The organism is Rhizobium sp. RU20A (assembly GCF_900155885.1).
In the GTDB taxonomy this organism is placed as follows: domain Bacteria; phylum Pseudomonadota; class Alphaproteobacteria; order Rhizobiales; family Rhizobiaceae; genus RU20A.
Window position 1 is genome coordinate 125958 of record NZ_FTMB01000008.1, and the last position, 26985, is coordinate 152942.

A 26985-nucleotide genomic window follows, 5' to 3' on the forward strand; every position below is an offset into this window, starting at 1 on the left:
CATACCTGTCGGTGATCAGAATACATCATCATTGACATATTATACCAGTAGGGCTATGAAGACCCTTGAGGATGCCGCCGGGAGAGGAGATCGTCATTGCCGGGAGGGAGTTGTTTCCCTGAAGCCGCCACGAGCGGGAACGAATGCAATGACCACGTCACCCGCGGCAAGGCCATTCATCCGCAAGGGCATGGCCGGGGAATCGCAGATCAAGCGCTGGGCTTTTTCTGGTTGATGAGGAGGAGAACACATGAAATCCGTACGTAAACTCGGCGCGCTGGGCTTTGCCGCCCTGATAGCAGCGTCTGTTGCCATGCCCGTCTGTGCGGCAGACCTGATCGCAATCATTACCCCCAGCCACGACAACCCGTTCTTCAAGGCGGAAGCCGTTGGCGCGGAAGCCAAGGCCAAGGAACTGGGCTACGAGACGCTCGTGCTGGTGCATGATGACGATGCCAACAAGCAGAGCCAGCTGATCGATACCGCCATCGGCCGCGGCGCGAAGGCCATCATCCTCGACAATGCCGGCTCGGAAGCCTCGATCGCCGCCGTCCAGAAGGCAAAGGATGCCAAGGTTCCCTCCTTCCTGATCGACCGCGAAATTAATGCAACCGGCGTTGCCGTGTCGCAAATCGTCTCGAACAACTACCAGGGTGCCCAGCTTGGCGCCGAAGAATTCGTGAAGCTGATGGGCGAGAAGGGCAACTACGTCGAGCTGCTCGGCCGCGAAGCCGACCTCAACGCCGGCATTCGCTCCAAGGGCTATCACGACGTCATCGACGATTATCCGGACATGAAGATGGTCGCCCAACAGTCGGCGAACTGGAGCCAGACGGAAGGCTATTCTAAGATGGAAACCATCCTGCAGGCCAATCCGGACATCCAGGGCGTTATCGCCGGCAACGACACCATGGCCATGGGCGCCATTGCTGCGCTGCAGGCGGCCGGCCGCAAGGACGTGATTGTCGTCGGCTTCGACGGCTCCAATGACGTGCGTGACTCCATCAAGGCCGGCGGCATCAAGGCGACTGTACTCCAGCCCGCCTATGCGCAGGCGCAGATGGCCGTCGTGCAGGCAGACGAATACATCAAGACCGGCAAGGCCCCGGCCGAGGAAAAGCAGCTCATGGATTGCGTGCTGATCAACGCCGACAATGCCGACAAGCTCGAGACCTTCGCTCTCTCGAACTAAGACCTCCCGGGCTCGCGAGACGGGGGCGGCCATGTGCTACCCCCGGACCATTTCCCCCATTTCAGGATGACGACATGCGAACCGCCAGACGCGCTGCAGCGCTGTTCCTTTGCCTGGCCGCCCTGACCGGCTGCAAGCTGGTGAAGACGGCGGACGAGGAGAAAATTGCCGAGGCCAATGCCTTCAATCCGGACAGGATGGTCGCGGACATCTGGAGCGAAAAGGTCGTTCCGTTCTACGAGACGCGGTCCGGCAAGTTCCCCGAAGTCATGGCGCTCATTGCCAGCAGTCCGGACCAGGCGGGCGAGAAATTCGGGCACAAGGAAAAGCAGGGCACTGCGCCTTGGACCTATGCCGTCCATGTGACCGGCAAGATCGTCGCCGAGGAGATGAAGTCGCGCGCGGCCTATGTGGAGGTCGACGTCGATAATGACGGCAAGGGCGACCTGCGCGTTGCCTGGGGGCCCGCAGTTCGCGGCACGGCCCTGCGCGATGCGTTGAGCTTCGTCGACTTCAACTCCTTCAAGAATCAGATCGAGTGGGCGCAGTTCGGCAAGTCGTTCAACACCCACATGAACGCAACGGTGCTGTCCAAGCTTCCGCGCGAAGGGCTGACGGGCAAGACGCTCGATGCCTATGGCGCCTTCCCCCTGCCGTCGAGCGGGCAGCTGCCGCAGTTCGTGCCGGCCAAGATCTCCATCGGAGGCTGACATGGCGCAGGATTGCGAAGAACAAGACATCGTCCTCGAGCTGCGCGACGTCACCAAGGCCTATTCCGGCATTGTCGCCGTCAAGAAAGCGAACCTGGCACTTCGCCGCGGCGCGGTGAACGTGCTGGTCGGCGAGAATGGCGCCGGCAAGTCCACCCTGATGCGCATCATAGCGGGCGTGGAGCAGCCGACGCTCGGCGAGATCTGGCTGGACGGCCGCAAGGTCGAACTGGCGTCCCCGGCCGATGCGGTGCGCCACGGCATCGGCATCGTGTTCCAGGAACTCAACCTCTTCGGCAATCTGTCGGTCGCCGAGAACATTTTCGCCACCCGCGAGATCACCCGCGGGCTCCGGGGCATCGACCACAAGGCGCAGGTCGCCCGCGCAAATGAATTCCTCGACCGGCTGGAAGCCGGCATTCTCGCCGATACGCTGGCGGAGGACCTGCCGATCGGCCAGCAGCAGCTGGTTGAGATCGCCCGCGCCGTCTCGCTTGATGCCAAGATCCTGATCATGGACGAGCCCACTTCCGCGCTCAGTGCCGCCGAGGTCGAGGTGCTCTTCCGCGTCATCCGCGAGCTGAAGGCGCAAGGCGTGGCGATCGTTTATATTTCGCACCGGCTCGAGGAGCTGATGACCATCGGCGACTACATCACCGTCCTGAAGGACGGCCAGATCACCGGCCATGCGCGGGTGCGGGAGGTCGACACCGGCTGGATCGTGCGTTCAATGATCGGCTCCGATGCCAAGGACTTTGCCAAGCCCGTCGATCACGCGCTGGGCGAGGTGATCTTCCGCGTCGAGGACATGACGCTGCCGCGTGCCCATGGCGGCATGGCCGTCGATCACGTGTCGCTCGCTGTGCGCAAGGGCGAGATCCTCGGCATCTACGGCCTCATGGGCGCCGGCCGCAGTGAGCTCTTCGAATGCATCATGGGTCGGCATCCGCATGCCAGGGGCCGCGTCTTCATCGAGGGCGAAGAGGTGAAGGCGCGCGACACCACGCGGCGCATCCGCCACGGGCTGGCGCTGATCCCCGAGGACCGGCAGCGCGAGGGTCTCGTCCAGTCCATGTCGATCGCCAACAACCTGTCCATGGCAAGCCTTGGCAAGTTCGTGAAATGGGGCTTCCACATTTCTCCAGCACTCGAGCGCTCCGCCATCGGGGAGGCCATCAGGAAACTCTCGATCAAGGCGAAGAACCCCGACCTCGAGGTAACCTCGATGAGCGGCGGTAACCAGCAGAAGGTGGTCATCGGCAAGGCGCTGATGACGGGCCCTAAGGTGCTGCTCATGGACGAGCCGTCGCGCGGCATCGACGTCGGCGCCAAGGCGGACGTGTTTCGCACCATGCGTTGGCTGGCGGGGCAGGGGCTGGCGGTGCTGTTTTCCACATCCGATCTCGAGGAGGTCATGGCGCTCTCGGAACGCATCGCCGTGATGAGCAATGGACGGCTCGTGACCATCCTCGACCGCGAGGAAGCCACCGAGGAACGCGTGGTCGCCGCGTCCGCCGAGGGACACAAGACAAAGAGGATTTCCGCATGACGAGCATCCAGACCGCCGCAGCCCGGAGCACGGCCGCACCCGGCAGCTCCTTCCTGCTGAAGCTCATGAAGCTCAGGACCTTCATCGCGCTCTTTGCCGTCATCATCTTCTTCTCGCTGTTCGCGCCGAATTTCCTTTCGACGGCGAACATGGTGCTGATGTCCAAGCATGCCACGCAGAACGCCTTCCTCGCGATCGGCATGACCTTCGTGATCATCACCGGCGGCATCGACCTCTCGGTCGGCTCGATCGTCGGTCTCTGCGGTATGGTTGCGGGCGGGCTGATCCTTAACGGGATCGCTCTGCCGCTCGGCTACACGATGTATTTCAACGTGTTCGAAGTCGGGCTGATCGTGCTCGTGGTCGGCGTCCTCATCGGTGCCGTCAACGGCCTGTTGATCACCCGGCTCAACGTCGCGCCCTTTATCGCCACGCTCGGCACGCTCTACGTGGCGCGCGGCATGGCGCTGCTCTATTCGGACGGCCAGACGCTGCCGAACCTTGTCGGCAAGGAAAGCCTCGGCAATACCGGCTACAGCTATCTCGGCTCCGGCACCATTTTCGGCCTTCCGGTCTCGGTCTGGATGCTGATCGCGGTCGCGCTTGGTGCCGCCTATTTCGCCCGCTTCGTGCCGCTCGGTCGTCACATTTTCGCCGTCGGCGGCAATGAAAGGGCCTCGCGCATGTCGGGCATCCGCGTCAACAGCGTGAAGATGTTCGTCTACATGTTCTCCGGCTTCTGCGCCGCCATCGTCGGCCTCGTCATCTCCTCCGAGCTCATGGCCGCCCATCCCGCGACCGGCACCAACCTGGAACTCAACGCCATCGCGGCGGCGGTTCTCGGCGGCACGTCGATGTCCGGCGGGCGCGGCACGATCGGCGGCACCATCGTAGGCGCTCTGGTGATCGGCATCCTCTCGGACGGTCTCGTCATGATGGGCGTCAGCTCCTTCTGGCAGATGGTCATCAAGGGGCTCGTCATCATTGTCGCCGTCGTGGTCGACCAGGCGCAGCGCAAGCTGCAGCAGCGGGTAACCCTGATGCAGCTTGCCAAGGCGGAATGACGCGACTTCCACCGAGAACAAAAACTGGCCCATGGCCGGGTCAGGCTGCTGACAATCCCCTGGTCACCACCAGGGGGTTGTGACGCATTGGGACATGATGAAGAAACCTGCTCCCGAACAGACAGCTCTCGAGAAGGTGACGCTCGACAGCCTGGTGCCGAAGGATCATCTGCTTCGCAAGATCGACGCAGTGATCGACTTCTCCTTCATCCGTGATCGCGTTGCCGGCCTTTACTGCGCCACCCATGGCCATAAGCCACTGAAGGAAAAAGAGCGTGAGCCGGAGGTGAAGGAAACCAAGGTCAGCTGCACCGATCTGGACAGTGGCTATATGGTGCGCGACGGCAAGCCCAAGGGCTTCTTTTATCTCGATCATCGCACCGTCGATGGCCGCCATGCGATCATCACCGATACGCATGTGACGCCGGCCACCGTGCATGACAGTATCGTCTATCTGGAACGGCTCGACCGGCAGCGCGAGCGTTTCGACTTCCATGTCGGCGCAGTCGGCCTGGATGCGGGCTATGCCACGGCAGGCATTGCCAAGGGGCTGGAGGCGAGACAAATCCTCGGCGTGACCGGCTATCGCAACCCCACCCCGCCCAAAGAGGGCATGATGCGTAAGTTGAAGTTCGCCTACGAGCCCGAGACCGATGGCTATCGCTCTCCGCAGGGCCAACTCCTTGCCCACGCCACCACCGACCGGAACGGCTAAAAGCACTACCGCTCGGACCCGGCAGTCTGCCACGACTGCCCGCTTCTGGCATCGTGCACCACCAATGCCAAGGCAGAGCGGACTATCCCCGGCATGTCTGGGCCGATGCCCGAGAGCGCACCGACATGAACCGCAAGACGGCATCGGGCAAGGTGATCCACAAACGACGAAAGGAGACGGTCGAGCGCTCCTTCGCCGACGCCAAACAACTCCACGGCCACCGTTACGCGCGCTTCAGAGGCCTCGTCAAAGTCCAATGGCAATGCCTACTGAACGCAGCGGCGCAAAACATCAAGATCGCAATGGCAATGACGAAAGCCCAAAACCAGCCTGGGGATAAGGGCTTCCCCCCACCAAAAGGCGCGGCAACCCTCGCGAAAACACGATCTGAGCGTGCACTCCCGAAACGCCAAAACCTGCCGAGAAAAACCGGCGGGTTCGTCAGCAGTCTGAACCGGCCCATGGCCGGTTACTTGGTTTTTTCTCTGCGTAACGGTCAAGCGACGTTCTCGTCCTGCCTGAGCGCGTAGACGGCGCGCGAGCGCTCGAGGTGCTGAACCATGGCGCGCTCAGCCCAGTCGGGATCGCCCTTTTCCACGGCCTCGATGATCTCCGCATGCTCGGCAAGCGTCAGGTTCTCCTTGCCGGTCCAGATCAGCACATGGCTGTGATAGGCCCTCAGCCATCCCAGGATCGCCTCGCTGACGGCAGTGAAGATCGGATTGCGCGAGATGCTGGCCAGGCGGGTGTGGAGCCGCATGTCGGCCTCGATGAAGGCTTCGGCATTGCCGAGGCTCTCTTCCTGCCGCTTCAGGCAGAAGCGCAGCTCCTGCTTGTCTTCTTCGGTCGCCTTGAGCGCGGCCTCGCGCGCCATGCCGCGCTCGAAGAAGATGCGTGCGTTCTTGAGGTCCTCGAGCGTCTGCGCGGAGGCCGCTATCATCAACTTGAAGGGCAGGTCCATTTGCTGGAGGATTGCGTGCGCCGTGGGCTGCACCACCCGGGCGCGTTCGCCATGGCTGATGGCGATGAGGCCCTTCGAGGCCAGTGCCTGCATGGCTTCGCGGATGGCGGGGCGTCCCACGCCGAACCGGTCCATGAGCTCGCGTTCCGAAGGCATCTCGTCGCCGACGGTGAGATCGCCCGCCTCCATCATCGCGCGCAGACGGTCGAACACTTCGTCCGACAGCTTTCGCCGCACAATCGGTTCGGTGGGCTTCATGTCCGCAATCCTCGTTGACGCCATCTGCGTATAGATCATCTACCTTGCATTCTAGGCCACTCCATCCGAAAGCTTCAATATTTCCCGCAGAGTGCAACGCACGTCCTCCACATCGGCATCGGCAATGAAGTCTGCGATCAGGCGGCGCTGCCCGGACGTCCGGAGCGGATCATCGAGAAATAATCGTCATGGCCGACCTGCCCGCCCTTCAGCGCCACCTGCAACGCGCCGCCGCCGAAGCCGTGGGCTGTGCAGAGCGGCGAACCCGGCGTCTGTGGCAAGGGCATGCGTAGCGTCAGCGCGGCGATCCCCATTTCCGAGAGCGCATGGCTCGACGTATCGCCGCCGGCAATCACCGTGCGGCTGAGGCCCGTGGTCTCGACCAGCGCCCGGTTGATGCGGCCGAGCGCCTGTCCGATCCTGTGGCGCGCGCCGGTGCTTCCGGAAAGCGCCTCGCCCTTGTCGGCGGAAGGGCCGAGCGCGGTATAGACGAGGGGGCTCGCACCGCGCGACAGCACCGCCAGGCCGGCTTCGATCGCCCGCGCAGTTGCGGCTTCGTCCGAAGAAAGGGCAATCGGGTCGAGCGCAACGCCCTCGAAGCCATTGGCCAGCGCATGGCGGATCTGCCGCTCGGTGGTGGGCGAGACGCTGCCGGAGACGACGGCCATCTGCCTGACGGGACCGGCATCGGCAAAGACGGGGCGTTCGCCGACCAGTTCGGCGGCCTTGAAGGCGTGCACGAGCGCATATTCGACCCCCGAGGAGCCGACGAGGAAGGGCGAAGATTGCCGGAGGCGGTGCCAGAGGAGGTTGCCCGCCGCCATCTGGGTCGGCAGATCGTCCACATCGATCAGCAGGATGTCCGCGTCCGGGATCTCGGGCTCGCCGAGCAGTGCCACGTTGTCGATCGAGGCGAACGAGAGCGTCGTTTGGTGCGAAAGATGCCTAAGCACGTCCGCCTCCGCCATCGGTGTCACGGGGTGGCGGGCCATCACTGGGTGGCAGTCGATCCGGTAGACCCTGCCCTGATAGGCGGCGAAGAGATGACCGAAGGCGGTGTAGCGGCGGATCTGCGGTGCGCCGACCACCAGCGGCACGCGCTTGACGCCGAACACGTCGCGCCCGATCTCCAGCGCCCGGCCTATGCTGCCGACATGCGGCGCACTGTCGAAGGTCGAGCAGACCTTGTAATGGCAGAACTGTGCGTCCAGGCTCTTCAGCCATCGGAATGCGGATGGCAGGTTGGCGTCCATCCATTGCGGGCTTTCGCTGCGGCTGGTGCCGGCAAGGCCGAAGGCGCGGGCATGCGGAAACGTGCGGCGCAACGCCTCGTTCGGCTCGCGCAGGAAAAGCACGGTTTCGATGTCATGGGTGGCGAGCGCCTCCATCACGTCAGTGGAGCCGGTGAAGTCGTCACCGTAATAGCTGAGGAGCGGGCGGGTCATGGCGGTCCTTCAGGTATTCTTGCCGTCGGCAAATTTCTCGATCGCTTGAGCAAGTTCAGGGTGCTCCCGCGCGTAATCGTCAAGATCTATACCGGCAACCGCAGCCTCCCAGGCCTGGGTCACCGCCCGCACGCCGGCGCCGGGGCCGCCGGGATGGCTGACGACGCCGCCGCCGCAGAGATAGAGGAGATCGGTGGAGCCGGTTGCGGCAAACGTGTCCGGCGCCTGCCCGCCCCATTGCCCGGAGCCGACGACGGGTAGCGCGCAGTCCCGCTCGTCGAAGATCGGCGTCGTCACGGCTTTGAAGGAGCGGACGAAGCTTTCGTCCGGCTCCCAGTATTTCACCCGGATGCCGTTGATCTGGAACTGGTCAACGCCGAGGAGACGCCAGAACTGCTGCCAGACGGAAAATTCGAAGCCGAGATGGGAATGGCGTGTCAGGATGTCCCAGCCATTGCGGTGGGCGTGCAGCACCAAGCCGGAGCGCTTGCGCAGGAAGGCCATGCCACCGAAGCCGATGGAGTTGATATTGATGACCGCGCAGTTTCCGCCCGCCGCGAGCACCAGATCGTGGTTGCGCATCATCTCGTCCGGATCCGTGGCGGAAATACCGTAGGCATACATGACCTTCTTTCCGGTCTTCTGCTCGTGCTCGAGGATCCTCGGCATGATCGCCTTTACGCGCTCGGCGAGCGGTGAATAGGCCGGGCTCATCAGCTTTTCGTCGTCCTTGATGAAGTCGACTCCGGCCTCCAGAAGTTCCTGCACCATGTCGGCCGTCTCCTGGGGGCGAAGGCCGAGTGCGGGCTTGACGATGGTACCGATCATCGGCCGGCCGTGGACGCCTGTCAGGCTGCGGCTTCCGGCGGCGCCGAACTGCGGGCCGGGATAGGCGCCGGAAAAGCTCTGCGGCAGCCTGAGATCCACGATCCGGATGCCCGTCATGCCGCGGATGGAGAAGACGCCGCCGATGGCGATCGTCATGAGGGCCGCGAGATCGGTCCCGACCGCCTCGATGGGAAACCCGATCTCCGCTTCGCCGCAGTTGAAGCGGGTTGCACCCGCCGTTTCGTCCGGGAAGGAAGAAAACGGAACCGGCGGAAGTTCGCGGACCGAAAGCACCCGTGCCGCCACGCGGGCCTTGAGCTCTGGCGTCTCGCCGGGCAAGGCCACGAAGGTCCCGGTCGATTGGTCGCTGGCGATCTTTGCCGCCATGGCCTCCACCGACCCCGGTGTCTCGATCCGGTAGGTGAGGCGAATCAGGTCTTCGTCACGCATGGGGCATCTGCTCCAGGAGGAGGGTTTCGAACGGACCGAGTTCAGCCGTCCGGCCACTGCCATAGCCTTCCGGCAGGAGCACCTGCTGTGGTTCGGCAGTGATGTTGACGATGAGAAGCCGGGCGGGTGTCGCAACCCCCAGCACGGCATCCGGCTGGTCGCTTTCCGCTGCAAGGACCGCTTCGCCCGCCATCGCGGAAAGTGCCCCGATGACTGCGGCCAGCGGACGGGGCATGTTCGGCGCGCTCGGCTCGTGCTGCCCGGCAACGAGGCCGAAGGGGCCGGCGAGGGTTGCGAGCGTCAACAGTTCGACGCCGGCGGGCGCAACGGTGGCCGCATAGGCGGCGGCGAAGGCCGCGCCGAACTGGCCGTTGTGGCGCGGATCGACATTGGCCATGGGGATGCGGCCAAGGCCCGGATTATCCTTGGTGGCGGAGCCATACGGGTTCTGCCGCATGGCGATGGTGGAAGGGCCGATGCGGTACGGCTTGTCCGGATAGATGGCACGAACCGAGCGTACCACGTCCTTCAACGCCTCGAAACTCTGCATGACCGAAAGATCATCCGCGGCATGGACGATGGGATTGGTGCAGTGGGAGACATAGTCGAGATGTTCTGCCGGTACCCGCTTGCGGTTGAGTTCGGTGAAATAGCTCATCATGCCGCCACCGAGCCGCGTGCCGGGGAAAGCGGAGCGTGCCGCCTCATAGATATTTTCGAGCGGCGGGCAGGCGGGCCAGGCGCTGCCCGGCGGAGTGGATTGCCGGTCGACCGCGGGGCTGACTAAGAGCGTGGAGGGCGTGAAGCCTGTCTCGCGGCAGAGCGCGGCGATCTCCCGCAATTCCTTGGCGGGAGAGCTCCGGCAGGGGAGGGCAAGCTCCAGCGTTACTGGCAGGCCGGAGGCAGAAGCGATTTCCGCGTATCCCCTGAGGGCATCGAGGCCGTGGCCAGCAAGCGGGTCGAAATGCGCGACGAGCTCCGAGATCCCGAGCCTTGCGAGCACGGGCAGGGCTGCCCGCTCCGCCTCCAGGCATTCCGGCCGCAGGCCGAGGCCCATGGCGGGCATGGTCGCGCCGCTGGGGCCCAGCGCGATGCGCACCGGCCAGGCCGCGGCCGCCGCCCCGCTCTCCTCAGCCTGCCCCGTTACGGTCAGCGTGACGTTCTGGAATACCTCCTCGCCTGCCGGCACCAGATAGGGCCAGGGCAGGGCGAGCGGCCGCACATAGGTCTTGTAGGACCCGTCCGTCCAGTTGCGCTGGTCTTCCATCTCGAAGACATCGCCTTCGAACCGCGTCTCCGCCTTGAGGCCGGGTGCAACGCCATGGGTGATAGCGCTGATATCCATGAAGGGTTGCCAGGGCTCGATGGCGTCCGGCCAGCGGGCGCTCTCGACAGACCCGTCCACGTGACGGATCTCGACCGGTTCGCCGACCACGCCCTTCAGCGGATGCAGCACGGTGAAGCCGGCCCGGGCCGTCTGGAAATCGCGGTTGGAAGAGAAGCGGGCCGAAAAGGTCAGTCGCCCGCTCGCAAGCCCTTTGATTTCGGCGCGGCAGACGAGCTCCGCTCCATCGGGCGCCACGAAACGGGCCTTGTAGCGCACGGCAAATGCGGATGCGTCTTCCGACACGGACAGATCCGAGATCTCGGGCGCGCAGGTACCCCAGTCCTTGTCGCGGATCAGAAAGGACACGCCCCGCAGCACCTCGTGCCCCGCGAAGCGTATGGTGCGAAGATTGCCGTCTTGCAGACGGGCCAAAAGCGGGCCGGCGGACAGAAGTCTTGAGGCGGGCAGGGGCTCGCTTGTGCCGTAGAGGCGGAAACGTGCGTCTTCCGTCAGCATGGGTATCACCGCAGCAGTTCGCCGAGGTCGACGGTGCGGCCGGTCTCAGCACTGAGATAGGCCGCCTCCACCAGCGCAAGGGTCCTCAGGTTGTCGCGGCCGGAGGTATCTGGTTCGCGGCCCGCCTGCAGCCTCTCCACCCAGTGATGCTGGATCAGCGCCACGCTTTCCTGGATGTTGTGCCACGGGCGCGAGGCCCAGGACAGGAGATGAGGGGCGACCTCACGGACCTTGGTACCCTTCGAGCCGTGCACGGTGAGCCGGTAGTTCTTGCCGAGCCTCAGCGCGCCCTCCGTTCCGTCCACTTCCAAGAAGGTTTCAGGGAAAGATTCCTCCGGCAGCTTCGTGGCATAGCTCACGTCAACGATCGAGGTCAGGCCGCTTTCGTGATCGAGCAGCATGGTGGCAACGTCCTCACCGGCAATCGCCGGATTGACGCGGCGGGTACGGGCCGTCATGCGCGCGGCATCGCCGAAGAGGTAGCGGGCAATATCGAGCGAGTGAATGCCGAGGTCTTCGATGATGAAGCGCTTGCTCGTTGCAAGATAGGGCTGGCCGGAGAAGACGTCGTAGCCCGAGCGGAAGGAGACGCGGCCCCAGAAGGGTTCGCCGATTGCTCCCGATGCCAGCACGGATTTGGCCGCCAGGATCGGCGTCTGCCAACGGAAATTCTCGTGGATCATCAGCGGCACGCCTGCGGCCTCCATGGCCGCGACCATGGCCTTGGCGTCGGCAAGCGTCGGCGCGAAGGGCTTCTGGCAGATGGCCGGCAGGCGATGCAGCGCGGCAAGCTCCACCAGCGCGCGGTGGCTGTTGACGGTCGTCGCGATGTCCACGAAGTCGAAGCCACCCTCCGCCATCATGGCTTCGGCGTCTTGATGGCGGCGCCCGATGCCGAACTGGTCGCCGATAATGCGAAGGCGCTCCGGATCCCGGTCGCAGATGGCCACGATCTCGACGCCCTCCAGACCCGCCCAGGCGTGCATCTGGTTTACCGCGAAAAAGCCGCAGCCGATCAGTGCCCCTTTCATGACCGTCATGCCATTCTCCCCCTCCCCTGCCGTTCATTGGTATGCTGGTATAATATCCTTCACCGCTGGCGTCCAGTCTCCGTGACCGGTTTTTGGCATGGTCATTGACATATTATACCAGTTGGTCGTAGATGAAATGCATCAGGGCCGACGCAGGATCGTTGGCAGGAAGTTCAGGCCAGATGGCCGCTCGACACGGGAGATCACGACATGACGGTAATTGCGCTGTTCGGCGCCGGCGGAAAAATGGGATATCGCCTCTCCAAGAATTTCCAGGGATCACGCTTCGAGGTCCGGCATGTGGAAGTGTCGGACGTCGGCAAGGCACGCCTGAAGGATGACCTCGGCATCACGGCGCACAGCGCCGACAAGGCTCTCGACGGCGCCGACGTGGTCATTCTCGCAGTGCCCGATACGATGATTGGAAAGGTTGCGACCGGGATAAACGACAAGCTTAAGGCTGGAACTATGGTCGTGGCGCTCGATGCGGCCGCGCCTTTCGCCGGCCATTTGCCGGAGCGGCCCGATCTGACCTATTTCGTTACTCATCCCTGCCATCCGCCGATCTTTAACGACGAGACGGACATGGCCGCAAAGCGCGACTTTTTCGGCGGCGTCGCAGCCAAGCAGCACATCGTCTCGGCGCTCATGCAGGGGCCGGAAGAGGCCTATGGACTGGGCGAGGAGATCGCCAAGGTCATCTGGGCGCCAATCATGCGGTCGCATCGGGTGACCGTCGAGCAGATGGCGCTTCTCGAGCCTGGCCTTTCCGAGACCGTCTGCGCCTCGCTGTTGGTGGTCATGCGCGAAGCCATGGATGAGGTGGTCAAGAAGGGCGTGCCAAAAGAAGCTGCTCGCGATTTCCTTCTCGGTCACATGAACGTGCTCGGCGCGGTAATCTTCGAAGAAACGCCCGGCGTCTTCTCCGATGCCTGCAACAAGGCGATCGAGTTCGGGAAGCCGGTACTGATGCGCGATGATTGGAAGCGCGTTTTTGACATGGATGAGATCGCAGCCAGCATTCAGCGCATCACCTGATTCCGGCACAATTCTAGCAAAGCGGGCGCCGGGCAAGCGATTCGAGTGCTTGGCCGGCCTCCCTACGTGCTCTCAGAACTCGGCAGCCCGAGCCGGCTCCACAATATCCTACGCCAAGCGAGTATAGCCGGGTGGGTTCGGGATTGAGTGCGAATTCCGAAAGCCCTCAACGGTTCGCTCGGCTTTGGCGCGCAAGACTGCTTTGACCTTGGCGAAAGCCGTCTCAATGGGGTGATCCTGTTCTACAACAAATACAACGCGACCATCGCCTCCCGGCAGATCAATCCGGAGACCGGGCAGACATGGGGTGCACCGGAGGTCGACGGAACGCTGTCACTGACCGAACTCAGGGCAGGACGGGCACTCGACGACAAACGCATTGACGCCCTGGTGGCCTTCCTGGAGACGCTCACCGATCGTCGATACGAGCACTTGCTGAAGCGCTGAGGACACTTGGCCCGTCGGACTCTTGCTTGGGCAACTCGTCCAATCGCAAATCCGGCCGGGTTCGGACATGAGAGAGCCCATTCGACACTGGGGTTCTCCTTCATGCTGGACACGATTGTACACTGGTTGGCGCAACGACCTCACCGTTGGCACACGGTTCACATCACCCTCATCACGGCGATCCTTGCCGTTGTCGAGGACCGTGCCCTGACGGCTTTGATCAACTGTGTGGTTTTGGCGGTTCTTGCCCTGTTGGGCGCGGCCTCGGTTCGGGTGTCGCTCGGGCATCTGCCCCATCCGCTCCATCCCTTTGAGCTGTTGTTCCTCTGTCTTCCCGGCGCATTCGCCTTTTTCATTGCCTGGTTGACGCTCCCCGACGTGAGTAGCCCGACGACAGGCGTTCTAGTCACATTCGGTCTTTCCATTCCCGTAGCCGTTATTGCATGCATTCTTATGTGGCAGGAGATCCGAGCTGCCGATCTGCAGGTTGGTAACAAGTTTGGCGCTACCGTCACCACCATGCTGCTCGTGATCGTCCTGATGGTGGCTGGGAGACATCTGTATCGTGAGGCGGCAGTCGATCATCACCGGGCCGCCGTTGCGCAAAAGACGCGTCTGTTCAACGAAGCGTCTCGTCAGGCACGCGAAGCGGCTAGTGCCTTCGATGGCAATTGATGCAGTCGAGCACCACTACGGTTTACTCAATTATCAAAAAAGTAGGATCGTTTCACCGCATGTTCCATAATAATGCCTATGCCGCAAGCCTGCTTTTGCGGGCAGATTCCATTTTCAAATGCAACAGCAACGCGGACAGGCAGATCCTATTTCGAAATGCGGCATGCCAGTGCGGGTATTTCGTTGAGGGCGAAGGCGCGGAACGCGGCGGCGACGGGTGACGGGGGAACGTCGCGCCGTTCCACCAACCCCAACTGTCGATGTGCCGCGTCATCGGCGAGGTCGAGTGCCGCCACGCCATCATGGGTTCCATGCATGGTAAGGGACGGCAGAATGGTCAGTCCCACCCCGGCTCTCACCAGCGCGACCAGCGAGGTGACATTGTAGACGGTGATCAGCGATCTGGCGGAAATCCGCCGGTAATCCTCCGCCTCGATCCGGTCGGACGCGCCGTTGCGGATCAGCGTGATGTCTTCGAGGTCGCTCCAGTCAACGGGCCGGTCCAGGAGGCAGAGGTCGTGGTCGTCCCTGCACAGGAGCTTTAAGCGGTCGCTGAAGAGCGGCGTAAAGGCCACGCTGCCGCCAGAGCGGCTTTCACCGGCAAAACCGAGGTCTGCCGTTCCGCTTTCCACCATGCGCCGCACCTGTGCGCTGTCGATGTCGAACAGTTCCAGCTGCACCTGAGGCCGCGTCTCGAGAAAGCGCTGGAGAATGCTCGGCAGCACATTGGTGGCCACGGAGGGAACGGATGCGATGGAAAGGCTGCCGATGCGGCTGTGCGCGAAGGCGCGCATGACACCGACGGATTTGTCGAAGCTGCGAATCTGCTCGCGGCCGAGATCGAGCATCAACGTACCCAGCGCCGTCAGGCAGTTCTTGCGGTCTGTCTGGAAAAGCGGCCCGCCGATCTCGTCTTCCAGCTGCTTCAGTGTCATCGATACGGCCGAAGCCGTGCGGCCGACAGCATCGGCAGCGTCCTTGATGTTTCCGCTCTCCGCCACGGTGACGAAGACGCGCAATGCTTCCAGCTTGATCATGGATACCGTTTCAATTCTTCTGAAATTGATAACAGAAATATCCGCTTGATTGAAGCGGGCTGCTGAAGGATTTTCCGCTTCACCAGAAGGAGACAGCAGATGGCAGAACACTACGCCAACCTGATCGCCGGTAAATGGAGGCAGAGTGCGCGTTTCCACGAGAACCGCAACCCTTCTGATATCAGCGATCTGATCGGGCTTTACGCACAGGCCGATATGGCGGACCTCGACGAGGCGGTCGCAGCCGGCCGTGCGGCCTTGCCAGCCTGGCGGGCGACGGGCCTTGAGCAGCGCCAAGCCATCCTCAATCGCATCGGCCTTGAAATGATGGAGCGATCCGTCGAACTGGGCGCACTGTTGTCACGCGAAGAGGGAAAGCCGTTGGCGGAAGGCCGTAGCGAAGTCTTCCGCGCCGGTCAGTTCTTCACCTATTATGCGGCGGAAGTGCTGCGCCAGCTTGGCGAGAATGCCGATTCCGTGCGCCCTGGCATCGAAATCGACATGCGCCGCGAACCCATGGGACTGGTCGCCGTCGTCTCCCCCTGGAATTTCCCGACGGCGACCGCCAGCTGGAAGATCGCGCCTGCGCTGGCCTATGGCAACGCCGTCATCTGGAAGCCGGCAAACGAGACGCCGGCCTCGGCCTGGGCGCTCGCCGACATCATTCATCGCGCCGGCCTGCCCGACGGGACGTTCCAGCTTCTGATGGGTCAGGGGGCTGTCGTCGGTAACGGGCTGGCCGGCCATCGCGACATCGATGCCATCACCTTCACAGGGTCTTACGAGGTCGGCCGCCAGGTCGCGGTCGCGGCGGCTGCGAACCTCACGAAGTTCCAGCTGGAGCTGGGCTCGAAAAATGCCTTGCTGGTCATGGACGACGCCGATCTCGACCTCGCGGTCGCGGCCGCCATTGGCGGTGCCTATTCCGGCACGGGTCAGAAATGTACGGCTTCCTCGCGGCTCGTCGTGCAGGAAAACGTGCATGACGTGTTCGTCGAGAAGCTGGCCGCCGCCGTCGCCGCGTTGAAGGTGGGGCATGCCTTGACCGATGGCACGCAGATTGGCCCGGTGGTCAGCGAACGCCAGCTTGCGGCGAACCTTGCCTGGATGGATCGCGCCCGTGCCGCCGGCGCGGAGGTCGCGGTCGGGGGCGAGCGTCTGCGGCTGGAACATGACGGCTTCTATATGGCGCCGGCCCTGCTGATCGGCACGACCAACGCCATGGACCTGAACCGCGAGGAAATGTTTGCGCCCATCGCCGCGGTGCAGAAGGTCGCCTCGTATGAAGAGGGCCTTTCCGTCGTCAACGACACGCGCTTCGGTCTTGTTGCCGGCATTTTCAGCCGCTCGCTTGCCCGCACCACGCATTTCCGCCGTCATGTCGAGACCGGCTGCGTGACCATCAACCTGCCGACGGCGGGCACGGACTATCATGTGCCGTTCGGCGGCCGGAAGGATTCAAGTTTCGGCTCACGCGAACAGGGTCGCTCGGCGGCCGAGTTCTACACCCAGGTCAAGACCGCCTATATCCGGGCGGGAGAGCCGGAGTAAAGCCATGGACGCGAAGATCGCCACGCCGCTCGTCGACTGCCTGCAATATGCCAACTGGGGGCCGAGCGTCTTTGCCGAGATGCGGACAGGCGGCGTGCATGCCGTACACGCCACCATCGCCTATCACGAGAATTTCCGGGAGACGGTCGCCAACATCATCGCCTGGAACCGGCATTTCGAACGCCATCCGGACCTGATTTTCCTCGGTCGCTCCGGAAGCGATATCGAGCGCGCCATGCGGGAGGGCCGCACGGCGATTTTCTTCGGCCTGCAGAACCCGTCGCCGATCGAGGATGATATCGGGCTGATCGCGGTCTGCCATACGCTCGGCGTGCGCTTCATGCAACTGAGCTACAACAACCAGTCCCTGCTTGCCACCGGCTGCTACGAGGCCGAAGATCCCGGCATCACCCGCTTCGGACGACAGGCCATTACCGAGATGAACCGGGTGGGCATGGTCATCGACATGAGCCATTCCGCCGAACGCTCCACCCTGGAGGCCATCGAGTTCTCGGCACGTCCGATCGCCATCACGCACGCCAATCCGCACTGGTGGCATCCGGCGCTGCGCAACAAGTCCGACAGGGTGCTGAAGGCCCTGACGCAATCGGGCGGCATGCTCGGCCTGTCGCTCTATCCGCACCACCTGAAGGACGGGTCGAATTGTTCGCTGGAAAGCTTCTGCGCCATGGTCGCCGAGGCCGGGGCACGCTACGGCGCGGAGCATATCGGCATCGGCAGCGACCTGTGCCAGGGCCAGCCCGATTCCGTCGTGACCTGGATGCGCAACGGCCGCTGGGCCAAGGCGACGGACTATGGCGAGGGATCGGCGGCCGCGGCGGGCTTTCCCCGGCAACCGCACTGGTTCAACAGCAATGCGGATCTCGGAAATCTGCGCTATGGATTGCGCAATGCCGGCTTTTCGGACGCTGAAGTCGGCGGCATCATGGGCGGCAACTGGCTGCGGTTTTACACCGCCTCCTTCGAGGCGATGCCATGAAGGGCAGCGCGGCCGATCCCACAGCGGACATGGCGCCGGCGCTCAGGTCGCCGGATATCGTCATGCGCCTCCAGCGCATGGGTGCTTCCTTCCCGACACGCCTCAGCTTCCTGCGCAGCCTGATCCGCCGGCTTGCGGCAAACGGCAGCACGGTGGAGCGCCGCGTCTGGAACATCGACCATCTGGGCTTCGGCGATGCCGTCTACACGGTTGCGCTTGGTGGCCGTGACTACAGTCTCGTTGCCTTTTCCTGCCACCTTGCCGACGATCAGCGCTCCGACCGTGTGATCGCGCAGGCCTGGGATACCAGCTATGTGCTCTATGACGGCGCTCCCGATGCCGGCGAGATCGAGCGGCTGCGGGCCAATGCCCCACGTCAGGAGGCCGGGCGCTTCGGTCCGCGCGACCTCGTGCTGAGCCGTGCGAACAAGTCCGTGCGCTTCTTCGAGCATGTCGCCGACAGCCTCGCCCACGGTCGACAGCCGGATCGGCAGCGCCTGGGGGAAGTCGGTTACCTGCTGCGCACCACCGCCGTTTACGGCAATGGCAAGTTCGGGATTGCCGATCGTTTCGTGCTGGCCGCACGGGAGGGCCTCGACGGGCCCTTTCAGGCAGAGATGCTGACGGTGTGGCTGATCCGTGCCTTTTCCCACGATCTGGTCGAACACGTTGCCCGTTGCCGGGCGCCGGAAACCTTCGTGCCGCTGGCGCCGGAGTTTCGCCGCCATATCGGGGTCGGCAATTCCACCGGCCTCGGCATGGCGCCCTTCCTGGTCAACCACCCCGCGCTGCTGAACAGCTGGGTCGTCGCGCGGGAAACCGCCCTCGCCCGCGTCAGGGCAAGGCGATCGCTGGACGCAGCCTCCTGTGACCGCCTTGGCACGCTCTGGCGGCAGGCGACCCTGCATCTCGACCAATGGTCGGTGGACGATGCGGCCCTGATGGCGCGGCTTCTGCGTCTGCGGCAGGAGTGGCGGGACGCCGAGGGATGGATTGCGCCGCAGACGCTGCTGCCGACACCCTTTCCCGTCGCGTCTCTGCTGGACCGGTCGCAGGCCCTGTCCGTGGACTTCCAGGAACTGCTCGTCGCCCTCCTCATCGAAATGGCGGGCGCCGAGAATGACGACCTTGCGGAGGGCATGGCGAGGGCGCGGGAAAGCACGCTCACGCGCGCCATGCCGGTCGCGACCCTTCGCGGGCTTGTGCGAGACCACTACGCCTGGGCGAGCGCCCTCGCCTTCGATGCGCCGGCTGAAACCGCCCAGTTCTGGTATGTCTCGGAAGAGAAGCTGGAACCGCGCCTCGGTCGTCGTGCCACGGAGCCCGGCGCGGAACTGGAACAGCCGCTCGATATCGCCCGGCAAGCGCAGCGGCTCGCTGCCGACCTCGCGGATGCGCCCGGCGACCAGACCGTGGCTGCCTTTCTCGCTCAGTTCCCGCAGCATCGCCATATCGTTCGTCGCATCCAGATGGCGGCTGCCGCCCCATATGCGGAAATCCGCGACAATCTGCTTTCGGAGCGCTGCCTGCCGATCGACATGCTGCGCTGCAAGCTCGCCTTCTTCGGCGCCTCGAAATTCGACCCGCGCTCCGACCGCTGGACACGCATCACCCTGTTCCAGGGCGCCCCGACCCCCGACGACATCCTGGCCGGCGAAACGGACGATTGCTGGCTTCCGGTGCTGAGATGACGACAATCCAGCTTTCCTACAACGAAGTGCAGTCGCTCGCCCTGAAAGCAGCGCGTGGGGCGGGATTGCCGCAGGGTATCGCCGAGGAGATCGGCACTGCGGTCGTCTGGCTTTCGTCCCGCGGTGTCGATGCCCTCAGCCACCTTGTCGAGGCGCTCGCAACTCCGCAGGTCATTCTCGTTACGCTGGCGATGGTCGATGCGGTGTGCAGCGGCGAACGGACAGGAATGCGCCTTGCCGAAAGCGACGTGCTGCTGCTTGGCCTCGCCGGTGCGAGCGGCTGCCTGGCAATGAAATCGGAGGAAGGCCGGACGATCCGGCTGTCACGGATTGCCGATGGCGCTTCCCCGCCGCCCTGCGCAACCATGCTGCGCGGCGTGCCCGATCCTGCAGATCCTGCCAACGCGGCCACGGCGCGACCAGCGGCCACCGATACGAAGGCCTATGCGGCGGCGCTCGCGCTTGCGGCGCGCACCTATGTGCCGGCGTCGGACCTTTCGCGCGACCGCGGCGCCGGTGCGGGCACGACCGACAACGATTGAGGATGGTTGCATGACCGAAGACCTGATGACGCTTGCCGCGATTGAGACGCTGTGTCTGCGTGCCCTCGTCGCCGCAGGCGCCAGCCAGCACAATGCGGCATCCGTCGCCCGCTCGATCATGCTGGCCGAACGCGACGGCATCCGCAGCCACGGCCTGCTCTATGTGCCGATCTATGCGGAGCATGTGCGCTGCGGCAAGGTCGACGGAAGCGCACGTCCGGTCGTGACACGCCCCCGTCCCGGCGCTATCGTCGTCGATGCCGCCACCGGCTTTGCCCATCCGGCAATCGATGCCGGCTGGCCCCTCTTCGTCGCCGCCGCCCGCCAAAACGGCGTGGCAGCGATGACGGTCTTCAATTCCTACAATTGCGGCGTTCTTGGCCATCACGCCGAACGGATCGCCGAATCCGGCCTGCTGGGCCTTTGCACCACCCATGCGCCCGCCTCGATCGCGCCGCCCGGCGGCCGCCTTCCCATCATCGGCACCAATCCTTTCGCGCTCGGCGTGCCCGATGAGACCGGTGGCGCGGCGCTGGTGCTCGACCAGTCGGCGAGCGTCGTGGCAAAGTCGGAGATCCTGCTGCGCGCCCGCGAGGGCCGCCCCATCGAACCCGGCTGGGCGCTCGACGCGGAGGGCGGGCCGACCGTCGATCCGGACGCCGCTCTCAAGGGCTCCATGCTACCTGCTGGCGGGCACAAGGGGTTCGGCGCCGGGCTTCTCGTCGAGATCCTTGCCTCCTGTCTGTCGGGGGCGTTGCTCAGCAAGGATGCAAGCCCGTTTTCCGGCGCGGCCGGAGGACCGCCCAGGACCGGCCATTGTTTCATTGCCTTCGATCCCCTGGCCTTTTCCAGCGGTTTTTCGCAGCAGGTGGCGAGCCTGCTCGCCGCCGTTCGCGCGCAGGAGGGTGCCCGGCTTCCCGGTGGCCGCCGGCGCTCTGCGCGCGCCCGCACCGAGCGCGAAGGCGTGCCCGTCGATCCGGCGCTGGCTGCGCGCATCGAGGCCCTTCTCCAGTAAAGTTTTTCTGAAATACGGATCAGTTATTTCGGTTTGATATAAATGGTGGCTTTCGACATCGTACCCTCGAGGAGCATGCAACGATAACGAAGGGAACGGAAATGAAGATCAGGACATCCATTCTTGCGGGCCTTTGCCTGTCCTGCATGGCCTTCGGCGGGACCGCTGCCAAGGCGGCGGAGTGCGGCACAACCGACCCCATCACCGTCGCCGAAATGACATGGCTTTCGGCGGGAACGCTCGCTTATGTGACGAAGGCGATCCTGGGAGAGGGGTATGGCTGCAACGTGCAGATCGTGCCCGGCGATACGGTGCCGACGGCCTCCTCCATGCTGGCCAAGGGCGAGCCGGACATCGCGCCGGAACTTTGGGTTTCCACGACGAAGGCAACTTGGGACCAGATGCTGGCCAAGGGCACCGTCTACAAGGCCAGCGACATCTTTGCGAGCGGCGGCCAGGAGGGCTGGTGGATCCCGGACTACGTCGCCGCGGCGCATCCGGAAATTCGCTCCGTCAGCGACCTCAAGGCGAACTGGAAGGTGTTCGAGGAGGATTCCAATCCTGGCAAGGGGCGCCTTTATGCCTGCCCGCCCGGCTGGGGCTGCGAGATCATCACCAACAATCTCATCAACGCGCTCGGACTCGAAGAGACCTACGAAATCTATCCGACCGGCTCTGGCGCCAACCTGAAGGCCGCAATCGCCCGGCAGATCTCTCGCAAGAAGCCGTTCCTCGGCTATTACTGGGGCCCGACCGAGGTGATCGGCAAGTACAAGCTGACGAAACTCGACATGCCGGCCTATGATGCGGCGAAGTTCACCTGCCTCACCGATCCCAAATGCGAGAAGCCGGAACTGACCGGCTGGGCCGTCGGCGAAGTTGCCGTGGCCGTGACGACAAGCCTGAAGAAGAAGGCCCCCGAGGTCGCCGCGTTCCTGTCGAAGATGCAGGTGCCGAACGACGAGATCAGCACTGTGCTGGCCTGGGGGGACGACAACAAGGCGTCGCCCGAGGAGGTCGCGACCTACTTCCTCAAGAACTACGAAACGATCTGGACCAAATGGGTGCCGGCCGATGTCGCGGCCAAGGTCAAAGCCTCACTGTAACGTTTCAGCCCCGGGGCGGTGCGCACCTCAGCGCCGCCCCGCCTACTGCCCTTCGCCCGTTGGCCGGCTGCCGCGCGATGTCCGTCCTGCGGACAAGGTTGCGGCGCGGCTGGCGGGAACCCAGCCTTGAAAGGCGCGCGCCGTGGCGGATAATTTCCCTGAACTCATCGATACGCGCGGTCTGCGCTTCGCCATCGACGATGGCTTCAGCTGGGTTGTGACGAATTATGGCGATACGTTCGAACGGCTGATGATGCCGTTGCTGAAGTTCCTCGCCGGCCTGGAGGGCTTCCTGCAGTGGCTGCCTTGGTATGTCACGATCATCACCATCGCCGCCCTCACCTATTCGGCCTCCCGAAGCGTCAAGGCGACCGCCGGTGCGGTTATCATGCTCGTCTTCATCGGCACGCTCGGCATGTGGAACGATGCCATGGCGACGATCGCGCTGATGCTGGCCGCCACGGTCGTGGCCGTCGTTGTCGGCATTCCGCTCGGCATTCTGATGGCGCAGTCGAACCGGTTGCGGTCTCTGGCCCTGCCGCTGCTCGATATCATGCAGACACTGCCGATCTTCGTCTATCTCATTCCCTTCGTCATGCTGTTCGGCCCCGGCAAGATCCCCGCCATTCTCGCCACGGTATTCTTCGCCATTCCGCCGGTGATCCGGCTGACCGATCTCGGCATCCGTCAGGTCGACGGCGAGGTGGTCGAGGCGATCGTCGCCTTCGGCGCGACGCCCCGACAAAAGCTGTTGAAGGTGCAAATCCCGCTGGCTTTGCCGACCATCATGGCCGGCATCAATCAGACGACGATGATGGCGCTTTCCATGGTGGTCATCGCCTCGATGATCGGCGCGGGCGGCCTGGGCTACCAGGTGCTGCAAGGCATCCAGCGGCTCGAAGTCAGTCGCGGCCTCATCGCCGGCATGGCCATCGTCTTTCTCGCGGTGATCTTCGATCGTATCGCCCAGTCCTATGGACGGCGCTCCCAGAAACATCTGGCCAGCGGAGAGTGAGCCCGTGACCGCTTCCGACGTTAAGATCCGTGTCGACAAGGTCTACAAGATTTTTGGCAGCCGTCAGAGCGATGCGCTGGCGGAAATCAGGGCCGGCGCCGAGAAGGCGGAGGTGCTCAGGAAGACCGGGTGTGTCGTTGGCCTCAAGGATATCGATTTTTCGATCCGGCCCAGTGAGACCTTCGTCATCATGGGCCTCTCGGGCTCGGGAAAATCGACGCTCATCCGCCATTTCAACCGGCTGATCGAGCCGACCGCCGGCCGCATTCTGGTCGATGGCCGCAACATCATGGAGATGGATGCGCGCGAACTCCTGGCCTTCCGCCGGGAAGGAATTTCCATGGTGTTCCAGCGTTTCGGCCTGCTGCCTCACCAGACCGTGCTGGAAAACACCATCTGCGGGCCCGTCCTGCAGGGCGTCAACCGGCGCGAGGCCGTCGAACTCGGCATGGAACAGCTGGAGCTTGTGGGCCTGAAGGGCTTCGAGAACCGCTTTCCGCGACAGCTTTCGGGTGGCATGCAGCAGCGTGTCGGCCTCGCCCGCGCGCTGGCCACCAAAGCGGATGTGCTGTTGATGGACGAGGCCTTCAGCGCGCTCGACCCGCTGATCAAAAGCGATATGCAGGAGCAGCTCAAGGACATCCAGGCGCGGCTGAAGAAGACGATCATCTTCATCACCCACGATCTCGATGAAGCGCTGTATCTCGGCGACCGCATCGCCATCCTCAAGGATGGCGAGCTGCGCCAGGTCGGTACGGGGGAGGACATTCTCTTCCGCCCCGCCGACACCTATGTCGAGCGTTTCGTGCGCAAGGTCGATCTTTCGCGCGCCCTGTACGCCCGCGAGGCGTTCACGAAAGTGCCGGTCCTGACGACATCCGAGGCAACGCCGGAACGGTCGGCGGCACTCCTGCGCGACCATCCGGGCATCATCGTCAATGATGGAGGCGGACCGCGTCTTATCATGCAAGGGGCGACGGGCGAGGCATTCCCGGTCTCTACCGTCGATGCCGGGATCGCGATCGGCCAGTGTTTCCCGCTGCTTGCCGCGCATGACACCATCGTTGTGACGGAAGGCGGTCGGGCCACGGGCATCCTGACGCGCGAAATGACGTTCAGGGCAATGGCCCGCCCGGACTGCAAGGCCTAGCGCCTAGCGTTGCCATGCCTTGCGCTTTGGCGCTGCCATTCGATCCCATCCTCCTCGACAGAACGCCTGTCCTGACCGGGTTTTGACCCTTCAGCATTTCCGGTGAAAACGGGATTACCTGAAATGCTGCATCTCTTTGTTGTCAGTCAGCCCGGACGCAAAATCGCCGATGCACTTTTGCTGGACGTGCCCAAGCGCCGTGTCGGAGGTGATGCTGTCTCGCAATTTCGTTGTGTTTCCATCAAATAAATGTTGTCATTCCAACATTTATGGTGTTGGATTCTGATGTTCATTGGCGGGTGGGGCGGCTCTGGTGTTGTATGATGAAGATTTTCTGTCGCGGCTGGGTTCGGGGGTGCGGGAACTCGCGCCGGCTTGGGGTCTCTCCGCCGAGGCGCAGCTGCGTCTGCTGACGATTTCGGAGAACGCGACCTTTCTTTTCGACGATCCGTCCGACGGTCGCAAGCTGATCGTCCGCGTGCATCGCCCCGATTATCATACCGAAGCGGAAATCCTGTCCGAACTCGCCTGGATCGAGGCGTTGCGCGCCGATGGCGTCGTGGCCACGCCGAAGCCGGTGGCCGCGGCGGATGGCCGGCTGCTGCAGCGTTTTTCGGACGACGCCAGCCTTCGCCATGCCGTCGCCTTCGAGCATATGGCGGGCCGCGAGCCGGATGCGGAGGCAGATATGGTCAAATGGTACGGCACGCTCGGCGAAATCAATGCCCGGCTGCATGCCCACAGCCGCGGCTGGACCCGTCCCGCGGGCTTCGTGCGCAAGACCTGGGATTTCGACCGGATCCTCGGGAAGGGCGCGCACTGGGGCGACTGGCGCGCTGCACTCGGCCTGACCGCCGACGGCCGGGCGATCCTGGAGCGCCTGCACGCGCTTCTGGAGCGGCAGACGGCCGCCTATGGCCATGGCGCCGACCGGTTTGGCCTGGTCCATTGCGACATGCGCGCCGCCAACCTGCTGGTCGAGGGCGACAGGCTCGGTGTTATCGATTTCGACGACTGCGGCCTTTCCTGGTTTGCCTATGATTTCGCCGCCGCCGTCAGCTTCATCGAGCACGAGCCCTCGGTGCCGGAGCTGATGGAGGCCTGGCTGGAGGGTTACCGGCGCACTGCGCCGCTTGCCGCCGAACAGGCGGCGGCGCTGCCGATGTTCATCATGCTCCGGCGCATGCAGCTGACCGCCTGGATCGCCTCGCATGCGGAAACGCCGACAGCCCAGGCGCTCGGCACGGCCTACACGGACGGCACGGTGGCGCTCGCCGAGCGCTATCTCTCACGGGAAGGGTAAGGCAGGATGGCGAAGAGCGCTGCGACGACGGAAATTCTCGACCTCAACCGCTTCGACGCCGCCGCCGTGGCTCAGCTCTCGCCGCAACTGGCGACCAAGGTGGCGCGGCGCCAGGCGAATTTCGGCGCATCGTCCGTGCTGTTCTTCGACCAGCCGATCGAGATGGTCCGGGCCGAAGGGGCCTATCTCTACGATGCCGAGGGGCGCCGCTATCTCGACGTCTACAACAACGTGCCCTCCGTCGGCCATTGCCATCCGCGCGTGGTGCAGGCGATCGCGCGGCAGGCCGCGGAGCTCAATATCCACACCCGCTATCTCAACACTGTGGTCGATGCCTATGCGGAAGACCTGCTGTCGCGTTTTCCGGAGGGGCTCGACACGCTGTTGATGACCTGCACGGGCAGCGAGAGCAATGACCTCGCCATGCGCATCGCCCGGATCGCCACCGGGGCGGAAGGCTTTATCGTCACCGAGGCGGCCTATCACGGCAATACCGCGCTGGTGACGGAAATCTCGCCATCGTCGCTGCGCAAGCGAAAGCCCGCGCCCTTCGTGGCCGTCATCCCGGCCCCCGTTGCGCGCGATGGACGCGATGTGGCCGACAGTTTCGCGGCCTCCGTCGAAGAGGCCATCGCGGCGCTGAAGGCGCGCGGCATCGCAACCGCCGCCCTGATTGTCGATACGATCTTTTCCAGCGACGGCATCTTCGCCGATCCGCCGGGCTTCATGCAGACGGCGGCGGCGGTCGTGCGCCGTGCCGGCGGGCTTTTGATCGCCGACGAGGTGCAGCCGGGTTTCGGTCGCACGGGCGGGGGGCTCTGGGGTTTCCAGCGTCACGACGTGGTGCCCGACATCGTCACCATGGGCAAGCCGATGGGCAACGGGTTCCCGATGGGCGGCGTGGTGACGCGGCCGGAATTCGTCCGGCGCTTCTGCGAGGAAACGGGCTATTTCAACACGTTCGGCGGCAATCCGGTGGCGGCGGCGGCCGGTCACGCGGTGCTGCGGGTGCTGGATGAAGAGGGGCTGGTGCAGAAGGCGGCCGATGTCGGCGCCCACTTCCGCCGCCGCCTGGAGGGCGTGATGGCCGCCCGGACCGAGATCGGCGCGGTGCGCGGCGCGGGCCTCTTCCTCGGTCTGGATTTCGTCGTTCCCGCCACGGGCGAGCCGGATGCGCGGCTGGCGACCCATGTCATCAACGCGCTGCGGGAGAACGGCATGCTGATCGGCGCGGCCGGCAAATACGGCGCGACGCTCAAGATTCGCCCGCCGCTGTGCTTCTCCGCGGCCGACGCGGATCTCTTCTCCGACACGCTCGCCGCGATCCTCGCGCGCCGCTGAGGCGCATCGGGGAAACCTGCCGCGCCCC

Annotated in this window: 22 protein-coding genes and 2 pseudogenes; 18 read left to right on the plus strand and 6 right to left on the minus strand. The window is 64.0% G+C overall.

The features are described from left to right. Window positions 1–250 precede the first annotated feature (250 nt). The 5 genes and pseudogenes from F3H41_RS17395 to F3H41_RS17415 form a co-directional block, all read left to right on the plus strand. Window positions 251–1192, plus strand: a complete 942-nt coding sequence (locus tag F3H41_RS17395) for a D-ribose ABC transporter substrate-binding protein (RefSeq protein ID WP_149739954.1) — start codon at window positions 251–253, stop codon at window positions 1190–1192. 74 nt (window positions 1193–1266) lie between these two features. Next, complete coding sequence (locus F3H41_RS17400; RefSeq protein ID WP_149739955.1) at window positions 1267–1902, plus strand: DUF2291 family protein; 636 nt, start codon at window positions 1267–1269, stop codon at window positions 1900–1902. Between the two features lies 1 nt (window position 1903). Next, window positions 1904–3451 (plus strand): sugar ABC transporter ATP-binding protein, encoded by a 1548-nt coding sequence (locus F3H41_RS17405; protein ID WP_149739956.1) that lies wholly within the window; start codon window positions 1904–1906, stop codon window positions 3449–3451. Beyond that, entirely contained in the window at window positions 3448–4515 is a 1068-nt protein-coding gene (locus F3H41_RS17410; RefSeq protein ID WP_149739957.1) for an ABC transporter permease, read from the plus strand. Before F3H41_RS17405 ends, F3H41_RS17410 begins: the two co-directional genes overlap by 4 nt. Window positions 4516–4609: 94 nt before the next feature. Beyond that, window positions 4610–5550 (plus strand): annotated as a pseudogene (locus tag F3H41_RS17415) (IS1182 family transposase); the annotation flags it as partial. 176 nt (window positions 5551–5726) lie between these two features. On the opposite strand, the gene F3H41_RS17420 reads toward F3H41_RS17415, so the two are convergent. From F3H41_RS17420 to F3H41_RS17440, 5 genes are all read right to left on the minus strand, one after another. Continuing rightward, complete coding sequence (locus tag F3H41_RS17420) at window positions 5727–6449, minus strand: transcriptional regulator NanR (RefSeq protein ID WP_149739958.1); 723 nt, start codon at window positions 6447–6449, stop codon at window positions 5727–5729. Between the two features lie 137 nt (window positions 6450–6586). Next, window positions 6587–7894 (minus strand): four-carbon acid sugar kinase family protein, encoded by a 1308-nt coding sequence (locus tag F3H41_RS17425; protein WP_149739959.1) that lies wholly within the window; start codon window positions 7892–7894, stop codon window positions 6587–6589. Between the two features lie 9 nt (window positions 7895–7903). After that, entirely contained in the window at window positions 7904–9157 is a 1254-nt protein-coding gene (gene oiaX, locus F3H41_RS17430) for a 3-oxo-isoapionate-4-phosphate decarboxylase OiaX (protein ID WP_149739991.1), read from the minus strand. Between the two features lie 7 nt (window positions 9158–9164). After that, window positions 9165–11015, minus strand: a complete 1851-nt coding sequence (locus F3H41_RS17435; RefSeq protein ID WP_149739960.1) for a hypothetical protein — start codon at window positions 11013–11015, stop codon at window positions 9165–9167. Window positions 11016–11020: 5 nt separating this feature from the next. Then, a complete protein-coding gene (locus F3H41_RS17440; protein WP_149739961.1) occupies window positions 11021–12055 on the minus strand; it encodes a Gfo/Idh/MocA family oxidoreductase in 1035 nt (344 codons plus the stop codon). Window positions 12056–12256: 201 nt separating this feature from the next. Here F3H41_RS17440 and F3H41_RS17445 point away from each other — a divergent pair, with 201 nt between their 5' ends. The 3 genes and pseudogenes from F3H41_RS17445 to F3H41_RS17455 all read left to right on the plus strand — a co-directional run bounded on the left by F3H41_RS17445 (window position 12257) and on the right by F3H41_RS17455 (window position 14206). Further along, a complete protein-coding gene (locus F3H41_RS17445; protein WP_149739962.1) occupies window positions 12257–13084 on the plus strand; it encodes a phosphogluconate dehydrogenase C-terminal domain-containing protein in 828 nt (275 codons plus the stop codon). A gap of 231 nt (window positions 13085–13315) precedes the next feature. Continuing rightward, a pseudogene (locus tag F3H41_RS17450) lies at window positions 13316–13531 on the plus strand (methylamine utilization protein MauG); the annotation flags it as partial. 102 nt (window positions 13532–13633) lie between these two features. After that, window positions 13634–14206 (plus strand): hypothetical protein, encoded by a 573-nt coding sequence (locus F3H41_RS17455; protein WP_149739963.1) that lies wholly within the window; start codon window positions 13634–13636, stop codon window positions 14204–14206. A gap of 146 nt (window positions 14207–14352) precedes the next feature. Here the strand turns inward: F3H41_RS17455 and F3H41_RS17460 are convergent, their stop codons facing one another. Then, a complete protein-coding gene (locus tag F3H41_RS17460; protein ID WP_149739964.1) occupies window positions 14353–15243 on the minus strand; it encodes a LysR family transcriptional regulator in 891 nt (296 codons plus the stop codon). 99 nt (window positions 15244–15342) lie between these two features. On the opposite strand from F3H41_RS17460, the gene F3H41_RS17465 reads away from it, so the two are divergent. From F3H41_RS17465 to F3H41_RS17510, 10 genes are all read left to right on the plus strand, one after another. Next, window positions 15343–16794: an aldehyde dehydrogenase family protein gene (locus F3H41_RS17465; RefSeq protein WP_149739965.1), complete on the plus strand. Its 1452-nt coding sequence runs from the start codon at window positions 15343–15345 to the stop codon at window positions 16792–16794. A gap of 4 nt (window positions 16795–16798) precedes the next feature. Further along, entirely contained in the window at window positions 16799–17794 is a 996-nt protein-coding gene (locus F3H41_RS17470; protein ID WP_149739966.1) for a membrane dipeptidase, read from the plus strand. Next, window positions 17791–19485: a hypothetical protein gene (locus F3H41_RS17475; protein ID WP_210246672.1), complete on the plus strand. Its 1695-nt coding sequence runs from the start codon at window positions 17791–17793 to the stop codon at window positions 19483–19485. The genes F3H41_RS17470 and F3H41_RS17475 overlap by 4 nt, the downstream gene beginning before the upstream one ends. Further along, window positions 19482–20027 (plus strand): DUF3726 domain-containing protein, encoded by a 546-nt coding sequence (locus tag F3H41_RS17480; protein ID WP_149739967.1) that lies wholly within the window; start codon window positions 19482–19484, stop codon window positions 20025–20027. Before F3H41_RS17475 ends, F3H41_RS17480 begins: the two co-directional genes overlap by 4 nt. A gap of 10 nt (window positions 20028–20037) precedes the next feature. After that, the gene (locus F3H41_RS17485; RefSeq protein ID WP_149739968.1) at window positions 20038–21042 is read left to right on the plus strand and encodes an Ldh family oxidoreductase; all 1005 of its coding nucleotides are present in this window, start codon (window positions 20038–20040) and stop codon (window positions 21040–21042) included. A 101-nt stretch (window positions 21043–21143) separates the two neighbouring features. After that, window positions 21144–22148 (plus strand): ABC transporter substrate-binding protein, encoded by a 1005-nt coding sequence (locus tag F3H41_RS17490; RefSeq protein WP_149739969.1) that lies wholly within the window; start codon window positions 21144–21146, stop codon window positions 22146–22148. 142 nt (window positions 22149–22290) lie between these two features. Further along, the gene (locus F3H41_RS17495; RefSeq protein WP_149739970.1) at window positions 22291–23163 is read left to right on the plus strand and encodes a proline/glycine betaine ABC transporter permease; all 873 of its coding nucleotides are present in this window, start codon (window positions 22291–22293) and stop codon (window positions 23161–23163) included. Between the two features lie 4 nt (window positions 23164–23167). Then, window positions 23168–24313 (plus strand): betaine/proline/choline family ABC transporter ATP-binding protein, encoded by a 1146-nt coding sequence (locus F3H41_RS17500; RefSeq protein WP_244616253.1) that lies wholly within the window; start codon window positions 23168–23170, stop codon window positions 24311–24313. 313 nt (window positions 24314–24626) lie between these two features. Continuing rightward, entirely contained in the window at window positions 24627–25616 is a 990-nt protein-coding gene (locus tag F3H41_RS17505) for a phosphotransferase (protein WP_149739972.1), read from the plus strand. Window positions 25617–25622: 6 nt separating this feature from the next. Continuing rightward, complete coding sequence (locus tag F3H41_RS17510) at window positions 25623–26957, plus strand: aspartate aminotransferase family protein (RefSeq protein WP_149739973.1); 1335 nt, start codon at window positions 25623–25625, stop codon at window positions 26955–26957. Window positions 26958–26985 lie beyond the last annotated feature (28 nt).